Annotated in this window: 14 protein-coding genes and 1 other annotated feature; of the genes, 8 read left to right on the top strand and 6 right to left on the bottom strand. The window is 41.0% G+C overall.

From position 1 onward, the window contains the following. Window positions 1–134: 134 nt before the first annotated feature. A complete protein-coding gene (locus AB3Y88_RS05960) occupies window positions 135–947 on the bottom strand; it encodes a homoserine O-succinyltransferase (RefSeq protein WP_228887957.1) in 813 nt (270 codons plus the stop codon). Window positions 948–1,005: 58 nt separating this feature from the next. Beyond that, window positions 1,006–1,259: a binding site (T-box leader), on the bottom strand. A 438-nt stretch (window positions 1,260–1,697) separates the two neighbouring features. Here AB3Y88_RS05960 and AB3Y88_RS05955 point away from each other — a divergent pair. Both AB3Y88_RS05955 and AB3Y88_RS05950 read left to right on the top strand, forming a co-directional pair. Beyond that, window positions 1,698–2,975: an O-acetylhomoserine aminocarboxypropyltransferase/cysteine synthase family protein gene (locus tag AB3Y88_RS05955; RefSeq protein WP_056961926.1), complete on the top strand. Its 1,278-nt coding sequence runs from the start codon at window positions 1,698–1,700 to the stop codon at window positions 2,973–2,975. 92 nt (window positions 2,976–3,067) lie between these two features. Next, on the top strand, window positions 3,068–3,904 hold the full coding sequence (locus AB3Y88_RS05950; RefSeq protein WP_054755598.1) for a MetQ/NlpA family ABC transporter substrate-binding protein: 837 nt from the start codon (window positions 3,068–3,070) through the stop codon (window positions 3,902–3,904). Between the two features lie 181 nt (window positions 3,905–4,085). Here AB3Y88_RS05950 and AB3Y88_RS05945 read toward each other — a convergent pair whose 3' ends face one another. Next, window positions 4,086–4,931: a hypothetical protein gene (locus tag AB3Y88_RS05945; protein ID WP_228887956.1), complete on the bottom strand. Its 846-nt coding sequence runs from the start codon at window positions 4,929–4,931 to the stop codon at window positions 4,086–4,088. 179 nt (window positions 4,932–5,110) lie between these two features. Between AB3Y88_RS05945 and AB3Y88_RS05940 the strand changes: the two genes are divergently transcribed. Beyond that, window positions 5,111–6,634: an FAD-dependent oxidoreductase gene (locus AB3Y88_RS05940; protein ID WP_228887955.1), complete on the top strand. Its 1,524-nt coding sequence runs from the start codon at window positions 5,111–5,113 to the stop codon at window positions 6,632–6,634. Between the two features lie 90 nt (window positions 6,635–6,724). Here AB3Y88_RS05940 and AB3Y88_RS05935 read toward each other — a convergent pair whose 3' ends face one another. Then, a complete protein-coding gene (locus AB3Y88_RS05935; protein WP_228887954.1) occupies window positions 6,725–7,198 on the bottom strand; it encodes a nucleoside 2-deoxyribosyltransferase in 474 nt (157 codons plus the stop codon). Window positions 7,199–7,487: 289 nt separating this feature from the next. On the opposite strand from AB3Y88_RS05935, the gene AB3Y88_RS05930 reads away from it, so the two are divergent. The 3 genes from AB3Y88_RS05930 (at window position 7,488) to AB3Y88_RS05920 (ending at window position 9,902) form a co-directional block, all read left to right on the top strand. After that, the gene (locus AB3Y88_RS05930) at window positions 7,488–8,225 is read left to right on the top strand and encodes a deoxynucleoside kinase (protein ID WP_228887972.1); all 738 of its coding nucleotides are present in this window, start codon (window positions 7,488–7,490) and stop codon (window positions 8,223–8,225) included. Window positions 8,226–8,379: 154 nt separating this feature from the next. Further along, window positions 8,380–9,324 carry a CPBP family intramembrane glutamic endopeptidase gene (locus AB3Y88_RS05925; RefSeq protein ID WP_228887953.1) on the top strand — a complete coding sequence of 315 codons (945 nt, stop codon included), beginning with the start codon at window positions 8,380–8,382 and terminating at the stop codon, window positions 9,322–9,324. Window positions 9,325–9,428: 104 nt separating this feature from the next. Beyond that, window positions 9,429–9,902, top strand: coding sequence for a universal stress protein (locus AB3Y88_RS05920; protein WP_056961914.1), 474 nt, complete (start codon window positions 9,429–9,431; stop codon window positions 9,900–9,902). Window positions 9,903–10,141: 239 nt separating this feature from the next. Here the strand turns inward: AB3Y88_RS05920 and AB3Y88_RS05915 are convergent, their stop codons facing one another. Genes AB3Y88_RS05915 through AB3Y88_RS05905 form a run of 3 tightly spaced genes read right to left on the bottom strand, consistent with a single transcriptional unit; the run spans window position 10,142 to window position 13,275 of the window. Then, window positions 10,142–11,059: an L-lactate dehydrogenase gene (locus AB3Y88_RS05915; protein WP_228887952.1), complete on the bottom strand. Its 918-nt coding sequence runs from the start codon at window positions 11,057–11,059 to the stop codon at window positions 10,142–10,144. A 53-nt stretch (window positions 11,060–11,112) separates the two neighbouring features. Further along, window positions 11,113–12,192 (bottom strand): PTS transporter subunit IIC, encoded by a 1,080-nt coding sequence (locus AB3Y88_RS05910; protein ID WP_056961912.1) that lies wholly within the window; start codon window positions 12,190–12,192, stop codon window positions 11,113–11,115. A 36-nt stretch (window positions 12,193–12,228) separates the two neighbouring features. Next, a complete protein-coding gene (locus tag AB3Y88_RS05905) occupies window positions 12,229–13,275 on the bottom strand; it encodes a branched-chain amino acid aminotransferase (protein WP_228887951.1) in 1,047 nt (348 codons plus the stop codon). Between the two features lie 624 nt (window positions 13,276–13,899). Between AB3Y88_RS05905 and mnmE the strand changes: the two genes are divergently transcribed. Both mnmE and mnmG read left to right on the top strand, forming a co-directional pair. Then, window positions 13,900–15,291 (top strand): tRNA uridine-5-carboxymethylaminomethyl(34) synthesis GTPase MnmE, encoded by a 1,392-nt coding sequence (gene mnmE, locus AB3Y88_RS05900; RefSeq protein WP_056961908.1) that lies wholly within the window; start codon window positions 13,900–13,902, stop codon window positions 15,289–15,291. 15 nt (window positions 15,292–15,306) lie between these two features. Beyond that, on the top strand, window positions 15,307–17,211 hold the full coding sequence (gene mnmG, locus AB3Y88_RS05895) for a tRNA uridine-5-carboxymethylaminomethyl(34) synthesis enzyme MnmG (RefSeq protein WP_056961907.1): 1,905 nt from the start codon (window positions 15,307–15,309) through the stop codon (window positions 17,209–17,211). The last annotated feature ends 515 nt before the right edge of the window (window positions 17,212–17,726 follow it).

Here is a 17,726-nt window from a genome sequence, read left to right as displayed (position 1 = left end):
ATCATAACGTGCTCCACCCCGCAACCACCTGCACCTAAGCCTAAATTACGCGTAACCAAGTTCAGGTTACTTTGTAATTCAGGACTTAGTCAACGGCGGCTGAACGCCGGGTGTCGACACTTCTAATCCAAAGCTTAGTCGGCAGAAGCTGGACACTGGTTCTTGGTGCTCGAAATTTTTCCGAGCCATGTGCGATAAAAGTTAATGGCACTTTTTCTCCAGGTGTTTTGGGCGCATAAGTTTTCATCAAAATAGTTATAAGGAATCTGAGTGGTTGGGTCAAGGCGGAGATCACGCTGGTATTCCTTTGCTAAAGTTTCAGTCGAATATTCAAGGTGACCGGTGACGTATAATGAAGCGGTGATGGGATCATGAATCACAACGGCGCCTAATTCATTATTTCCAGCTATTACGCGGGCTCGTTTGTTAACATTTTGGGATGGAATAGTGAAATAGCGTGAATGTGGCATTGTAATTCCGTTAACAGTATAAACTCCGTTGAGCTTATGTTTGAGTTGCAGTCCCGTAAAAAGATGCTCAATATTCCCAGCTGCATACGCTCCCCAGCAGACAAAGAGACTGGTTTTAACATGAGTATGCCGCCATGTTAGGATTTCTTTTAACTCTTCCCAGTAGTCAATTACCTGAAATGGTAGCTGGTCAATTGCGGCTCCGGTGACGATCAGAGCATCATAGTGATTGTGTTGAATTTGTGCGAATGTTACGTATTTCTCAAATAAATTTTTTTCTGGATGTCGAAATTGGTGAGTTTCTGGAACGCAAAAAGTTACGGTACTATTTTGTGGAATCTGTGCAAGTAGTTGAGTAAATTGTTTTTCAGTGGCTTGGCGTGTAGGCATTAGGTTCAAGATGAGAATTTTTAAAGAACCAGGGACCACCGGGACATCATTTTTAGTTAGACCAGACAAAATACTGACACAAGACATATTGAAACCTCCTTAAGGTTAATACAAGTACAAAAAACCCCGCAATCCTATCAAAGGATTGCGGGGCGAAAAGTCGCGGTACCACCCGTTTACTAGTCATTAACAATGACTACTCTTTACGTGTACGGCATTTAAAATGCGATACACTGCTGCGTTAACGGGCGCACCCGAATTATACTTGCTTTATAGATTAAAGTTCGTACAATTTTCACTCAGGGACCATTTTCACATATGGATGATAACTGGTTCGCACCATGCCCAGTTCTCTGAATATCATCGCAAATATATTACTCATCCCATCAACGTAATATTATTATAAGTAGATTATGACTTTTTAACCAAAACGTCAAGTCTGTACTCAATTTTTTTAAAAATAAGTCGTGAAGATTAATAAAAAAAGGTATTGACAGTTGGCATGAACGAATGTTAGGATACTTGCAATAAGATATGTGATTTTGATGAGAAGAGTAGGCTTAATTTTAATCTGATAGAGAGTACGAGTTGGTGAAAACGTACGGTTAAATGAGGCTGAAGATGAGCTCGGAGTCATAATCGGCGGTGCAAGCCAATGATTCGTAAGGATACGATATAATCCCAAGCATTATCTGTGCTATGAGATCAGTTATTCTGGAACTGATGAAGATGGGTGGTACCACGTTGAAAACGTCCCTGCAAATATTTTTGCAGGGACGTTTTTGTGTATCTTATAAAAAATTGTCGCACAGCGTATATTCTAAAGGAGGAATTTTCATGAGTGAAAAAAATTTGAGTTTTGAAACTTTACAGGTCCACGCAGGACAGACAGTCGATGAAACAGGTGCTAGGGCAGTTCCAATTTATCAAACAACTTCGTACGTCTTTAAGGATGCTAAGCAGGCAGCTGATCGCTTTGCGCTGCGTGACCCCGGTAATATTTATAATCGGCTTACAAATCCAACGACAGCGGTAGTTGATGAACGCGTGGCGGCACTTGAGGCAGGAACCAGTGGAGTTACGCTAGCAAGTGGGGCTGCTGCTGTTACAGCCGCAATTACCAATATTGCTGGACAAGGTGATGAGGTAATTGCAGCCAGTACACTTTATGGTGGCACCTATAATTTGCTGAATGTGACATTGCCTAAGTTAGGTATTACTACGCATTTTGTTGATCCTGATGCGCCGGAAAATTATGAAAAATATATCAATGAGCACACAAAAGCAATCTATTTGGAAACGATTGGGAACCCTGATATCAATTTACTCGACATTGATGCAATCGCAGCAACAGCGCATAAATACGGAATTTTAGTGCTCGTTGATAATACCTTTGCTTCACCTTATCTTTACCGGCCGTTGGAACACGGTGCCGATATTGTAATCGAATCCGCGACAAAATTCATTGGGGGGCATGGAACCTCAATGGGTGGGGTGATCGTTGAGAATGGGAAATTTGATTATCATGCAAGTACGCGCTATCCGGAATTTACGACGCCGAATGCTCAGTACAATGGATTGGTTTTTGCTGATTTACAAGGCGGTGCTTTTACCACAAAAGTCCGTGCTGAAATTTTGCGTGACACTGGGGCGGCAATCAGCCCATTTAATTCATTTCTGCTGCTGCAAGGACTGGAAACACTATCTTTACGAATTGAACGACATGTTTCAAATACAAGAAAAATTATTGCTTTTCTAAATGATCACCCTAAAGTGGCTTGGATCAAATATCCAGAACTTGAGTCCAGCAAGTATCATACATTAGCAGTGCGCGATTTTCCTAACGGTGTAGGCTCGATTTTCACTTTAGGATTAACTGGGGGAGAACAGGCCGGCAAGGATTTAATTGAGAACCTGAAGCTTTTCTCACTGTTGGCCAATGTGGGAGATGCCAAATCCTTAATCATTCATCCGGCTTCAACGACACATGCGCAATTGAATGCAGAAGAATTAAAGGAAACAGGAATTACACCTGATTTAATTAGAATTTCGGTTGGGATTGAAAATGTGAATGATTTAATTGCGGATTTAAAACAAGCTTTAGATAAGCTTTAATTTAGATAAAAAATTACTTTGTTTGCAAACCATACGCTAGCGCAGGCTTTTCTGTTTTGAAAAATAGAGTAATCAAAGGGAGTGGGAAGTCGTTGTTTAAAAGTTCGCGCTTTAAATTAAGTGTTACGCTTTTGGTGGTTTTACTAATTGCGGTACTTGCATTTTTCACTTTGCATGGTCAAAAGAGCAGTTCAAATAATCAAAAAACAATTTTGCTAGGCAGTTCTCCAGGGCCTTACAGTGAGCTTTTTCTCAAGGGAATTAAACCAATTCTTGAAAAAGAAGGCTATCATGTGACAAATAAATCCTTCAATAATTTGTTGAACGCAGATGTTGCACTTAGCGAGGGTCAAGTGGATTTGAGTGTTGATCAGCATACGGCCTACATGAAGAATTTTAATACTGAAAAGAAGGCAAATTTGGTTGCACTGACGCCAATTCCAACCGTACCTACTGGTATTTATCCAGCGCAAAAAATAACATTAAAAAATGTTGCTTTCGGTGACCGGATTGCAATTCCAAATGATCCTGCCAATACTGCACGTGCGTATAATTTGCTGGTCAAAGCTGGCTGGATTACCTTGAAGAAAGGGACAGATCTGATTAAGGCAACCAAGAAAGATATCGCTACTAATAAGTACAATTTAAAAATTACTGAAATGGACTCTGCTACCATTCCACGGTCTAAGCAAGATTTTGAATATGTTGTTTTACCTGGTTCGGTTGCTTATAGTGCAAAAATCTCTACCAAAAAAATATTACTAGCAGAGACTTTACGTTCTGAGTATCGTTTAGTAGCTGTAACCACTAAGAAAAATGCAAAGACTGCTTGGGCAAAGGCAGTAAAAAAAGCCTATCAATCAACGGAATTTAAGAATTATGTCAAGCAGCATAATAACGATAATTATTGGGTGTTGCCTAATAATTAACGTGGCAGCAGGCGAAAGTTTAAAAGTGGTATGGTAAAAGATAATAAAATAAAGCAGGACTGTGATAAAGTTGGAGAATCTTCCAATCTTTGTGGCAGTCTTGCTTTTTAGTTGAAGCCGATTTTAAAAATAATGGGAGGCGCGTACGGTCGGTGCAAGACAATACGAATAAGGAAAAGAATTATTTCACACTGGCTGCCATTTTTATTGCAGTTGAAGGATCATGTGTCTCCAGTTCATAAATAATGTTGCCCTTTTGCCACCGCACGAGTTGCTCCCGACTTCCGTAACTTAAGCCGACATTGAAGCGGATTTCACCATAAGATTGTGGTGCAGGCAAAAGATAGCTCTCAAGTTCTGCAACTGTTTGTTTGGCTAACTGTGTAGGATCCTCATTTTTTACGGCAGCAGCATGCACACTCAGTGACCAGTTGCCTTCGTTCCAAGATAAGTACCGTTGTCCCGCTCCTGAATCAAGATATCCTTTAATATTATGTCCCAAATCGACTGTTGGTAAGCCCTGAGAATCACTTGCAGTTCGGTGGGTAACTTGTTGGGCAGCCTCGGTGGCAGACGAATAGGTTTTCTTTGTAAATTCAGCATAAGGAATTTCCTGTGCGACGCTAGAATCATTAAAATCTTTGGCACGTGTCCCAACACTATAGCTAACGGTATAATTAGCAGCATTTCCATGATAACGCGCATTGAGTTTATCGCTACCACTAGTGAGACCATCATTTTGTGGTAACAAAACAGTGCCCAGATGTGTAATGAGCTCATGATTCAGTTGAGCAAGGCGGGATGCTTGTTGCTCGGATTGAGAAGATGCAGCTGCAGAGCTAGTAGTGGACTCTTCTTGGCTAGCACTTGCTTTTTGGCTGTTTGTTTGGGTACTTTTGGCAGCTGACTGTACTTTCTTTTCGGTTCGGGTTGCTGATTGTTTTTCAGTTCCTGGTTTCTTTTGCGAGCTGCACCCCACGAGCAGCAAGCATAGTGGAATCAAAAATAGTTTATTTTTGTTTAACATCTTTTGTAACCTCCCCTTTGTCATAAGAATACTATATCTTTGAGGTGGGATACAGCGCAGTGTTTATCTCCTTAAAAATAATATCGAAGAAATATAGGGACACGAAAATTTTAATAGGTTGAATTTGCTCACAATTTCACTTATTATAAGGTAAAAGCCAAGCTAAAGGAGGCATTTTTATGAATACAAACGACGATAGTAAGGACTACAATACCACAGATATTAAGCTGATCAGCACTGAAGTTTTGATAATTGGTGCAGGTAATGCTGGATTAATGGCCGCTGCTGCTGCTGAAAAAGGGGTAAAGACGCTCGTAATTGAAAAAGAACACACTATTAATCTTTTACGGCTTAGCTTAGGTGGGGTTGATACTAATGCTCAGAAACGAGCAGGCATAAAAATAAACAAGTTTGAATTAGTGGAATATCTAGCTGCTTTTGCACAGCATAATGTTGATGAAGGCTTAATTTATCATTGGGTAAACAACAGCGCTGAAGCAGTCAATTGGGTGGAAGATAATGTGTTACAGCCGCATGGGGCACATCTTCGCGCTGAGCCAGATATTGGAGAAAAGAATCCGATTTATAAAGCATTTCCAACACAAAACGACGTAACAAAGGATGATAACACTTTTGCTTCTTATGGAAAATGGTTCCAAGAAAAAGTCGAAGAAATGGGTGTTGAACTGCTCTTTGACACTTCATTAGTAAAGTTGGAAGTAGACAATGGAACTGTCACGGGGATTGTTGCTAAGAATCTTATCGATGATAAATACTTTAAAATTAGGGCAACTAAAGGCGTGATTCTGTGTACAGGAGGTTACTCAGCGAATAAGGAGTTATTATCAAAATGGAATCCATTAGCCTTAAAAAAGAATGTCTATAATGACAGTCCACGTAATGATGGGGCTGGAATTATGGCTGCAATGAATGTGGGAGCAATTAAAGATGAAGCGCCTGCAGGATGTACTTTTGATAGGGGATTAGTACCAATTGGGACTCGAACTGAAGATATGTACGTTCAAACCGAAACTTATCAAGACTGGTTGTGGTTGGCAAGTCATCCATTACTGAAAGTCAATGTTCGTGGTGAACGGTTTGCAAATGAATCAACCCCATATGAGTTTATTGTGAATGCAGCAAGTAAACAAAAAGGGTACTTGTATGCGATGATCTGGGACAGTAATTTTGGGAAATACGCAGCTCAATTTCATACTTTAGGATGTGCACGAATTGGTTTTCCTGGATATATGGCAAATGTTGAGAAATTGAAAGCAGATACGGAACAGTATGTCGACAAAGGACTGATCGTTAAAGCAAAAACGCTTGAAGAGCTTGCTGAAAAACTTCATTTACCGGTTGAAAACTTATTAAAGACAGTAGCTCGAGTTAATGAGTTATCCGCACAAGGTGTTGATCAAGACTTTGGGAAAGAGGCATACAGGCTGACTCCGGTTGCTCAAGCACCATACTATGGCTGTATGTTAGGCGGACGCTTACTATGTACCTTTGATGGGTTGCGCGTCAATAAAAAGATGGAAGTTCTGGATGAGGATTATGCGCCAATCAATCATCTATACGCAGCTGGAAATGACAGTGGCGGCTTTTTCTTTGGGAGTTACCCAGATCGTGTTCCGGGTACAGCGGCTAGTCATGCACAAACTTTTGGGCGACTAGCTGGTAAACAAGCAGCTCAAAATTAATGAGTGGAGATCTTATGGATTTCAAAATAAAAACTAGGCCGCTAATATGCGATGGCCTAGTTTTTATTTTGAAATTTGCTGAATCATCACTTAAAAGACCTCACGGTGTGCCGGTTTTGATTTTAGAACATCAAAATTATAAGTTGCAAGTTCCTTTAGGCCATCACCGCTGGCATCAAAATAAGCCGTCAAACTTTGTGCAATCATTAGGTTAAGTTTCTTTTGCGGATCAAATTGTACGATAACAATAGGGGTTTTGTTTTCAAAGGCAGCCCCAATTTCAAAAATAGTGCCAGAGTCGCTCTCATTTTCTCCGCCTTCCAGTTTATAATCGATAATTGCCACAAGCAGATCAGCACGGTGAACTTGACGCATGTCTGAAGCAAAAACGTATTGCTGCCAAGCACGGCTGCCGAATTCTTCTTCTTCAAATTGATGTTCTTGAGGTAAAAAGATATTTCCGCTATCAATGGTTTTGTTTTGCTGCAATGCTTTTTTAACTGCTTGAATTCGCTGATTTTGGGGTTCGCTGAAAAATGGTGCTGCAAGATAAACTTTATTCACTTATATGACCTCACTTTTACTTTTCCTACAAGATACAGTGGTTGCATTTAATTTTAATACATTCACTTGTGTAAAAGCAATCCTTTATTTTTATTTAGAGACCGAGTATGATGGTAATTGGTACTTGTTGAGTCGATGGACTGAGTGACTGTTACTGGCAGGTATACTAAATGTAACAGAGTATTTATGCGTTTAATCTTCAAGGCTTTTTGTTTCCGTCACAGGGTTTTTGAAGATCAAAGCTAACGGCACTATGAATAGAAGAATTAGAAAGGGTGTAACGATCATTTTGATTACATTATCTGGGATTATTGGATCCGGCAAGTCCAGTTTAACAGGCATTTTGGCTAAGGAATTGGGAACCAAAGCCTTTTTCGAACCAGTGGAGGATAACCCGGTGTTACCGCTATTTTACAAGGGAAACGAGATCGCTGCTCAAAAAAGAGCTGCTGGGGATGAAGAAGCTACTAATCCATATGCTTATTTATTGCAGACATTTTTTCTAAACAGGCGTTTTAAAATGATTAAAGAGGCAATGCAAGGTGACAATAACATTCTGGATCGGTCAATTTATGAAGATGAACTGTTCATGAAGATGAATACAGAGATGGGTAATGCGACTGATGTCGAATATCAGATATATAAAAGTTTGTTGAATAATATGATGGAAGAGCTGCCTTATGCTGCCAAGAAGAAAGCACCTGATTTAATGATCACTATCAGAGTCTCTTACGAAACAATGATCAAGCAGATTACAAAACGCGGTCGCAAATATGAACTTATTGAAAATGATCCTTCACTTGTCGGATATTACAAGAAGCTGTTACAATATTACGATGATTGGATGCATAATTACAACGTCTCACCGTTGTTGATTCTTGATGGAGATCAGTACGACTTTGTAGGGAATCTAGGTGATAGAATCAAGGTTCTTGAGTTGATTGAGGATAAATTGCAAGAACTTAAGAAAGTTTCTAGTTCACAGATAGAAACGCTTAAAAAAAAGCATCAGATTTTGCTCAAATAAAATGTTTTAAAAAATAGCGGAGTTGTGACAAACTGAGTTTTGTTATGGCTCTTTTCTTTTACCTAAGGATATATTTACAAGCATAAAGAGAAAACAGTATACTTGTGTAAACAAACTAAGTTTTGGACCCAGCTAAAGAAGGCTTTGAGAGGGAGTGGCAGCTATTAATAACTCTGCAAAGAAAAAGTTTCAAAAAAAACTTGGGAAAACATTATTGGTGACAGCGATCTATTTTGTGGTTTTTCAAGTTGTCGCATTAATCGCCTCTGTTTTTTTGTTAATTGGTAATAATTCGGCAGTCAAAAATATGTTGCCAAGTGCAATTGAGCAAAGTGGAGTACCTTACTTTTGGGCGATCGGTGTCGGCTTATTAGTTATTGTAGCTGTGTCGCCACCTCGTTTGCGCAGGCAATATTGGATAGCGGGAAAAGAACAGATTTCATGGAAAAAGTTTTTCAGTCTAACGGCGATCCTGATGACGCTGCAGATTGTGGCAGGTATTTATGGTGCGCTATTTGAAAAATTGGTCAACTTGATTGGCTTTAGCGCCACGCAACAGTTGGAGGCCGCGACACATTCCAGTCAAAGCTTTTCAATGTTGTTATATGCAGCTTTGTTAGGACCTTTGACAGAAGAAATTGTTTTTCGTGGATATTTACTGCGAAGTTTAGCAAAATATGGAAATGAGATGGCAATTATCATCTCAGCGTATATGTTTGGGTTATATCATGCTAATTTTGTGCAAACCCCCTTTGCATTTATGGTTGGACTCGTCTTTGGCTATGTTGCACTGAACTATGGGATTAAATGGTCGATTGGTTTGCATATCTTTAATAACTTTGTCTTGGGAGACTTTTTGACGTTCGTGTTGCGTCGGCTAGCACCTGCTCGAGCAGATCAGCTTAGTGGGATCATTATTCTAGGTGGCGGCATAATTGGTGCTTACATATTAGCCCGTAACTGGAGCAAACTACGCATGTGGTGGGCCGCTAATCGAGAGGGACGCCATTATTTGCGGACAGCTTTTGGCAGCAAGTATCTGCTGATAATAACGCTTATTGTGGTAGGGTTGGCATGTTTGGGACTGACAAGAGTTTAAACACCAGGACGTGCACTATTACGTAAATTGCTTGAAGTTTTGCAGCAGCAGCGCTATGATAGCACTATAGAAAGCAGTTCTAACGTTAAAGGCGGGTGGATGAAATGGCTCATAAATATGCACATATTTTGGTAGCAGTTGATGGTTCTGACGGGGCTGAGGTTGCCCTGAATAAGGCAATTGAATCTGTGAAACATAGTCAAGGAGCTACGCTGGATATTTTGAGAGTTCTAGATTTAAACTCTTTGGAATATGGTGGTGCAGGAATAGCGCTTGATGGAGAACGGATCTATAAAATTGAGCAGGCCAATGAAGATTACATGCTGAAGCTCAAGGAGCGCTTACTTAAGGATAATGAAATCGAGCATGATGCTCTGCGTGTCCATCTTCGTTTTGGAAATCCCAAAATTGTTATTCTTGATTTCCAGAAAGAATATCAAAATGATTTAATTATCGTCGGATCAACAGGTAAGAATTTCATTGAACGACTGGTGGTTGGTTCAGTAGCATCTTATATAATTAGAAATGCAAACTGCGATGTATTAATGGCACGGACAGCAGTTAACAAAAGCAAATAAGATTGAAGCCAGCTCTAAAAATACATTGAATATTAAAGACTATATTAAAAAAGTATCCCGCAGCTCAAGTACAAGCCTGCAGGATACTTTTTTATTTTACTGCACTAATACGGAAACTAATCATAAACGTAATCTTGGAATAATATAGTTTTTATTGTTCACACATAATCACAACAAATTGATGAGGATGTTGTGAAACACTTTGAAACTGTGGCGATTGAACGTGGAGAAGTACCTAGTTACATTGTTTCAAATTTTTCTTTAATAGTTGCTGCAGACTTTGCAAGTTTTGCTTCCTCTTCAGGAGGCAATGGGATCGTGACAACTTCTTCAACACCGTTTTTACCGATGATTCCAGGTTGGCCCACATAGGAATCGTATTTAGCATTGTAAGTCGAGCATGGGCACATTAAGTGTGCATCATCAAAAACTGCCCGGCTGAGTTTAACTGCACAAGTAGCGATTGCAAAGCTAGTGTAGCCTTTGCCAGAGTGAACTGCCCACCCACCAGAACGTGCTTGCGCTTCTAATTTGTCAAGGTCTAATTGTTTTTTTGCTGCCAAAGGTTTTACAGCCAGACCATTTACCTTGACTGTCGACCAAGCCACAAACTGGGATTCACCATGTTCGCCATAAACAAAGCCGGTTACGTTTTTAGGATCAACAGCGAAATTTTCTGCAACCACACGTTGCATTCTTGCTGTATCAAGGAAGGTGCCAGTTCCAAGAACTTGTGAACCAGGTAATCCAATTTCTTTTTGCAGATATTGAGAAATTGCATCGCAAGGATTCATTGTATCTATCAGGACGCCATGGAAGCCACTTTTCTTGATCTTGGGTGCAATGTCTTTGACTATTTCCCGGGTATATTCGAATTCTGCCCAGCGATTACCGCTTGCGTGATCAAGTGCATGGATATTTCCTGCTGTCACAAATAGAATATCGGTATCAGCCAGTTCGCTGTAGTCTTGAATCTTAATCTTGGGCCGTGTCTCCAAACGTGCGGTTGCATCTTGGAGATCCAACTGTTCAGCGCGAGCTTTCTTTTCATTTTTATCAATCAAAATTAGTTCATCCGCATCACCCTTAGTAACTAGAGCAAAGGCGATTGTTGCACCAACATGACCAACACCGATAATTGCGTACTTTCTTCCCATTACATCTATTTCCTTTCCGTTCCATCAAGTAATTAAATTAGTTATTGTTCAGCTTAAACGATCTCCAAGTGTAATTGGTTATCTTTGATTAACCCAACCTTTTTCATCATGCTGTATGCTACCAATGAAATAACTGCTGGCAAGAACATTCCCGTAAATACATAGACTGCAAAGGATTCCCAGCCTTGACCCATGTAAGCAATTGGCGCAATAAATGAATTGAGGCCTAAACCTGCAAGCTTATATGTTGAACGGAAACCAAACATGATAGTTGCGATTGGGGCACAGACAACTGCCGAGAGGATTGATGGGACTAAAAGATACGGGTTAATTAACAGATTAGGGAACTGAACCTTGGGTGTCATCACTCCCTGCGCGATGTTTGCACCTGCGTTATTTTGTCTGAACGACATTGCAGTGAAGGCTACAAACTGCGAAGTTGTACCAATCAAAGCAGCAGCTGATGAAATTGGATCGAGTGTTAAAGCGATCGCAAGAGCAGCAGAGGAAGCGGGTGTCATTAAGAAAAGTGCCCAGATGGCAGAGATACAAATTGAGCCGACCAGCGGATTAACCTGCATCGTTTGTGCGATAAATGCACTGACATTTAATAAAAACGGTGTAGTTACGGCTGCTAATCCTAAACCTGCAATTCCACCGGTTAAGGTAGCCGCGAAAGGAACAAGCATCATATCAAGTGGTGTTTTACCTGTAAGATATTTACCGACAAGTGCAGCCACTAAGCCTGCTAAAACAGCACTGACAGGTTGACCGGTTGCAAATGTTGCACTTCCGGCAGCCTGCATCAAACTGGACCCAGTTGCGGTAGTGCCGTTAACAGCGCCAGTGGTAAAATGAACTGCATTTGCCCCGACAGTTGATGAAATCATGGCACTGAACATTACAAGTGAGTTTGTTCCAAGCTGTGAAGCAATTGCGACCCCTAATGCAGGGGCAAGCAAGTCATTTGCAATCACACCCACTTGATAAAGTGCATTCCAGTGAACAAAGGAAGCGATTGTCTGCAATAATAATCCAATTCCTAAAGTAACTAAGATTGCGTTGGCAACTGCGGCACTGATGCGGTATGCATATTCTTTTACAGTTGGGGCGGTCGTGTTTGTATTCTCCATTTTAATAACAGCTCCTCTTTCTCTTGAAAATCGCGACTATACTTTTTCGATCCAGCCTGTTGGCGCTTTGCGATCGCCAAACTGAATACCGGTCAATTCATCGTAAAGTTTATGTGTTACAGGCCCAACTTCAGTTTCACTATAGAAGACATGGAAGTGATCACCATATTTGAAGCCGCCAATTGGTGAGATTACGGCTGCTGTTCCGCAGGCACCGGCTTCAGCGAAATGATCCAATTGATCAATGTAGATATCCCCTTGCTCGGTTTCCATGCCAAAACGTTTCTCAGCCAGATACAAAAGTGAATATTTTGTAACACTTGGTAAGATTGAAGGAGATTTTGGTGTGACAAACTTACCATCTTTAGTGATTCCAAAGAAGTTTGCGGAACCGACTTCTTCAATCTTTTTGTGTTCGATAGGATCAAGGTAGATACAGTCTGAGAAACCTGCATCATGTGCAAGTTGTCCAGGGAAGAGACTAGCAGCATAGTTACCACCGACTTTGCTTGCCCCAGTCCCTTTATGTGCGGCGCGATCATATTCTGAAGCAACGAAATTCGTAGGGGTTAAACCACCCTTGAAGTAGCTGCCAACCGGCATGGCGAAGATTGAAAAAATGTATTCTTGTGCTGGATGAACACCGATATTACCGCCAACACCGATTAGATATGGACGAAGATAAAGAGTTGCTCCAGTCCCATATGGAGGAACATAATCTTCATTAGCTTTAACAACTTGTTTAAGGGCACTGATAAACATGTCAACTGGGACCTGAGGCATCATGAGACGTTCGCAACTTTTTTGCAGTCTCTTAGCATTTTGGTCAGGACGGAAAAGGTTGATACTGCCATCCTTGCATCGATAAGCTTTCAGTCCTTCAAAGACTTCTTGTCCATAGTGAAGGCTGGTTGAGCCCTCGCTGATGGTGACATTTGCATCTTCTGTTAGGCCTGCATCGCGCCATTCGCCGTCACGCCAATATGCACGGTATCTGTATGGAAGGTTCATGTAGTTGAAGCCAAGATTGTTCCAATCTAATTCTTGTGGGTTCTTTGCTTTAGGATCTGATGTAAGTGTCATAGTGATTCCTCCTTAAAGTTGAATTGCGAGGCGACTGCGAAATTAAAAAGAAATTAAAAAGGTACCCACCGCATGATATTCTGGCGGTGGGTACCTAAAAAAAATCCATCGCCTAAGTTCTCCTTAGCGCGATGGTTTTAATGTCTTTACACTCTAATCAGCCAAGACATTGGGAAACACATCGCGCGTGTTAATAATGACTAGGCTCACTAGGTATTGGATTGTTGTATTAGAATTATTACAGCTATTCATAGTGGTCATTGTGCATGACATGTTACCCAACTCCTCTCAGTTTTTTTAAAGTTACCTCGTAATTGATATTTTTTATTATAACTGCTCACATTAAAAATGCAAGCATTTTTTTAATAATAATGTAATTATATTATCTGTTGTACTAACTGTAGTTAATAAAATAGCGTTTTGAAGCCACAAAGAACTTGTTAGGGACCGTTGAATTATTAGAAGGAAATTTGTTGGCAGCCGATGATTGACTTTTTTTTGAATAGAAAGTATATTATAGACAATCATTCTTATCTTAATTGATGAAGTAGTCAAAGTGCTTTATCCACGTATTACGCGTGGAGTGGCGCTTTTTTTATTGTCTAAAAGGGAGGTTTTGAAGGCGTGAAAACAGCCACAGAATTTGATACAATTGCCGCAATCTCTACTCCCCCGGGTGAAGGAGCAATTTCAATTGTTCGTCTAAGCGGGGAAGAAGCAGTTCAATGCGCACAGAAAATCTTTGCTGGTCAGAATTTACAACTTGTTTCAAGTCACACAATCAATTATGGACATATTGTCGATCCTGAATCAAGGCAAGAAGTCGATGAAGTAATGGTTTCGGTGATGCGCGCTCCCAAGACGTTCACGCGTGAAGATGTTGTTGAAATTAATTGTCATGGAGGAATAGTTGCGACTAACCGCATTTTGCAGTTGGTATTAAGTAATGGCGCACGGCTTGCCGAACCAGGGGAATTTACAAAACGGGCTTTCTTGCATGGCAGAATCGATCTTTCACAAGCTGAAGCTGTCATGGATCTCATTAGGGCCAAGACTGACCGTTCAATGAAGGTGGCCTTAAACCAGCTTGATGGGAACTTGTCACATCTGATCAAGAATTTACGACAGGACATTTTAGGAGTTTTGGCGCAGGTTGAAGTTAATATTGATTATCCAGAATATGACGACGTTGAAGAAATGACAACCCGATTATTGAAAGAAAAGGCGTTGGAAGTCAGACAAAGAATTAAACAATTGCTGTCAACTGCTAAACAGGGTAAGGTTTTGCGCGAAGGGCTGGCAACGGCAATTGTTGGCCGCCCAAATGTGGGCAAATCAAGCTTACTGAACCACCTTTTGCATGAAGATAAGGCAATTGTAACAGATGTTGCGGGCACGACCCGTGATGTAATCGAAGAATATGTTAACGTCCGCGGAGTGCCACTTAAACTGGTTGACACGGCCGGAATTCGCGAAACTGTTGACAAAGTTGAAAAAATTGGGGTCGCGCGTTCAAAGCATGCGATTGAACAAGCGGACTTAGTAATGTTAGTTTTAAATGGCAGTGAACCGTTAACAAATGAAGATCGGCAGTTATTGAAACTGACGGCTACCAAAAAAAGAATTGTTCTTTTGAATAAGATGGATTTAACTCGTGGAATTGAGGTTGCGCAGCTTAAGGAGCTGTTGCAACCTGATGAAGAAATACTGACAACCTCAGTTTTGAAGAACCAAGGACTTGAGCAATTGGAAGCCAGGATTGCGGAGCTTTTTTTCGGCGGAATTGAAAATAGTCAAACGACTGTGATGGTTACAAATGCTCGGCATATTGCGCTTTTAAACCAAGCTGAAAAAGCATTAACTTCAGTTTTACAAGGAATTAGTGCGAAGATGCCAGTGGATTTAATTCAGATTGATATGACCAACTGCTGGGATCTTTTAGGAGAAATTACCGGTGATAGTTATCAAGATGAACTTTTAAATCAATTGTTTAGCCAATTTTGTTTAGGAAAGTAATAATAGGAGATTGAGATGGAAGTAAAGCAATATATTAGTAAAAATTATGATGTGATTGTCGTGGGAGCTGGTCATGCGGGGTGTGAAGCTGCATTGGCAGCTGCCCGGATGGGTAATGAAACACTTTTAATGACAATCAATCTCGAAATGGTAGCTTTTATGCCCTGCAATCCGTCAATTGGCGGCCCAGCTAAGGGGATCGTTGTGCGTGAAGTCGATGCCTTGGGTGGTGAGATGGGACGTAATATTGATAAGACCTACGTCCAGATGCGGATGCTGAATACCGGCAAAGGCCCAGCCGTCCGCGCTTTGCGGGCGCAGGCTGACAAGCGACTTTATTCAATTGAGATGAAGCATACACTTGAAAAACAACCGCATCTAACGCTACGTCAAGGGATTGTGGACGACTTAATAGTTGAAAATAACACAATTAAGGGCGTGATTACTAATACTGGGGCACGTTATGGTGCCAAAACAGTGGTGTTAACGACTGGGACTGCGGCGCGCGGTAAGATTATCATCGGAGAATTAATGTATTCTTCGGGTCCGAACAATACGCAACCTGCAAAGAAGCTTTCTGGTAACTTGGAAAGGCTTGGATTTGAGCTGCGGCGGTTTAAAACGGGGACACCACCGCGTGTTGATGGTAATACGATTGACTATGAGGCTACGCAGGAGCAACCAGGTGATGCACGACCTAATCATTTTAGCTTCGAGTCTGCTGACGCTGACTATCTCAGTGTGAAGGAGCAGCTTTCCTGCTGGTTAACATATACAAATGAAACTACGCATAAATTAATCAGAGAAAACTTGGATCGGGCACCGATGTTTTCCGGTGTAATTGAAGGTGTTGGGCCACGGTACTGTCCTTCAATTGAAGATAAAATCGTCCGGTTTGCAGATAAGCCGCGCCATCAGCTCTTCATTGAACCGGAAGGACGAGAAACTGACGAATTCTATTTGCAAGGCCTATCAACTTCAATGCCTGAAGAAATTCAGCAAAAGATGGTGCATTCTATTCAGGGTCTTGAACATGCTCAAATGATGCGACCAGGGTATGCAATCGAATATGATATTGTTTCGCCGTATCAATTACGACCAACACTGGAGACGAAGTTGATTGCGGGTTTATTTACTGCTGGACAGACAAATGGGACTTCAGGATACGAAGAAGCTGCCGGTCAAGGGATGCTGGCAGGGATCAATGCGGGACTTAAGGCTTTGGGTAAAGACCAAGTGACACTGAAAAGAAGTGATGCTTACATCGGGGTTATGGTTGACGATCTTGTGACAAAAGGAACTAATGAGCCTTATCGCTTATTGACATCGCGTGCTGAATACCGCTTAATTTTGCGGCACGATAATGCTGATTTACGCTTAACAGCACTCGGACATGAACTTGGTTTAATTTCAGAAGAAAGATTTGCCGCTTTTAAGTGCAAAAAGGAAGCAATTCAAGCTGAAATGCAGCGTTTGAGCGAAATTAGAATTAAGCCAACTGAACAGGTCAATGCTTTTTTGGCAGAAAAGGGAGCTGCTGCGCTGAAAGATGGTGTGCTTGCCAGCGAATTTTTAAAACGACCAGAAGTTAGTTATGCTGATGTGCTAAAATTTATTCCCGAACCCGACCAAGCTCTTAAACCGCGCGAGATAGAGCAGGTTGAGATTCAATTCAAATATGATGGATATATTAAAAAAGCATATAAAAAAGTAGAAAAGCTTAAAAAAATGGAAGCTAAAAAGATCCCAACGCGGATTGACTACGCTGCAATTGAGGGTTTGGCTACAGAGGCCCGGCAAAAATTGGAAAAAATTCAACCGGCAACGCTAGCACAGGCAAGCCGTATTAGTGGTGTGAATCCGGCTGATCTTTCTATTCTTGCAATTTATATTGAACAGGGCAAGATTGCTAAGGTCTAAGAAAAAAGAAAGCAACGTCTTGTCAGACTGCTGCTTGGTAAAGGCCGCGGTTGCGAATTAGAGGCTTTCTTTAATGTCGGAAAGCAATTAAGTGTGTTTGTAGTTTATAAAAGCAGTTAAAGTAATCAAAAAGATTGGTAGAGTAATTGGTAATAGAACGTAGTGCAGACATTTGAAGTCCAAAAGATGGATTTCAAGCTGTCCATGCTGCGGGTTACCGGTGCCCTGCCAATTTTTATTTGAATAAAATTTGGGACAAAAGGCGCGAACACTTGGCTTGATGTCCTTATTTCCAAACAGCCTCGCTTTTATTCCGGATAAACGTGTTCCATAAGTCAAAATTCTCCGTCTAACTTCGAATTACTCATAGCAAAGTACTCGCGATGTTCGTAATTTCGAGTTAGCACTCAAATTTTCCCGACTTATGTCACACTCTCTTAACCTGTAAAGTCAGCCAAGTCAACCCCGGAATGATCCGCCTGCTGCTGTTAATTATCAGCAACTAAACGCTTTTT

This window comes from Liquorilactobacillus satsumensis (assembly GCF_964065465.1).
Classification (GTDB): domain Bacteria; phylum Bacillota; class Bacilli; order Lactobacillales; family Lactobacillaceae; genus Liquorilactobacillus; species Liquorilactobacillus satsumensis.
This window is presented reverse-complemented; position numbering and strand designations above follow the sequence as displayed.

What these genes read in the sequence shown, in the direction of transcription:
- AB3Y88_RS05915 (WP_228887952.1), bottom strand. Translation starts at nt 11,059, where the DNA reads ATGGGAAGAAAGTACGCAATTATCGGTGTTGGTCATGTTGGTGCAACA.
- AB3Y88_RS05920 (WP_056961914.1), top strand. Translation starts at nt 9,429, where the DNA reads ATGGCTCATAAATATGCACATATTTTGGTAGCAGTTGATGGTTCTGAC.
- AB3Y88_RS05940 (WP_228887955.1), top strand. Translation starts at nt 5,111, where the DNA reads ATGAATACAAACGACGATAGTAAGGACTACAATACCACAGATATTAAG.
- mnmG (WP_056961907.1), top strand. Translation starts at nt 15,307, where the DNA reads ATGGAAGTAAAGCAATATATTAGTAAAAATTATGATGTGATTGTCGTG.
- AB3Y88_RS05910 (WP_056961912.1), bottom strand. Translation starts at nt 12,192, where the DNA reads ATGGAGAATACAAACACGACCGCCCCAACTGTAAAAGAATATGCATAC.
- AB3Y88_RS05905 (WP_228887951.1), bottom strand. Translation starts at nt 13,275, where the DNA reads ATGACACTTACATCAGATCCTAAAGCAAAGAACCCACAAGAATTAGAT.
- AB3Y88_RS05955 (WP_056961926.1), top strand. Translation starts at nt 1,698, where the DNA reads ATGAGTGAAAAAAATTTGAGTTTTGAAACTTTACAGGTCCACGCAGGA.
- AB3Y88_RS05945 (WP_228887956.1), bottom strand. Translation starts at nt 4,931, where the DNA reads ATGTTAAACAAAAATAAACTATTTTTGATTCCACTATGCTTGCTGCTC.
- AB3Y88_RS05960 (WP_228887957.1), bottom strand. Translation starts at nt 947, where the DNA reads ATGTCTTGTGTCAGTATTTTGTCTGGTCTAACTAAAAATGATGTCCCG.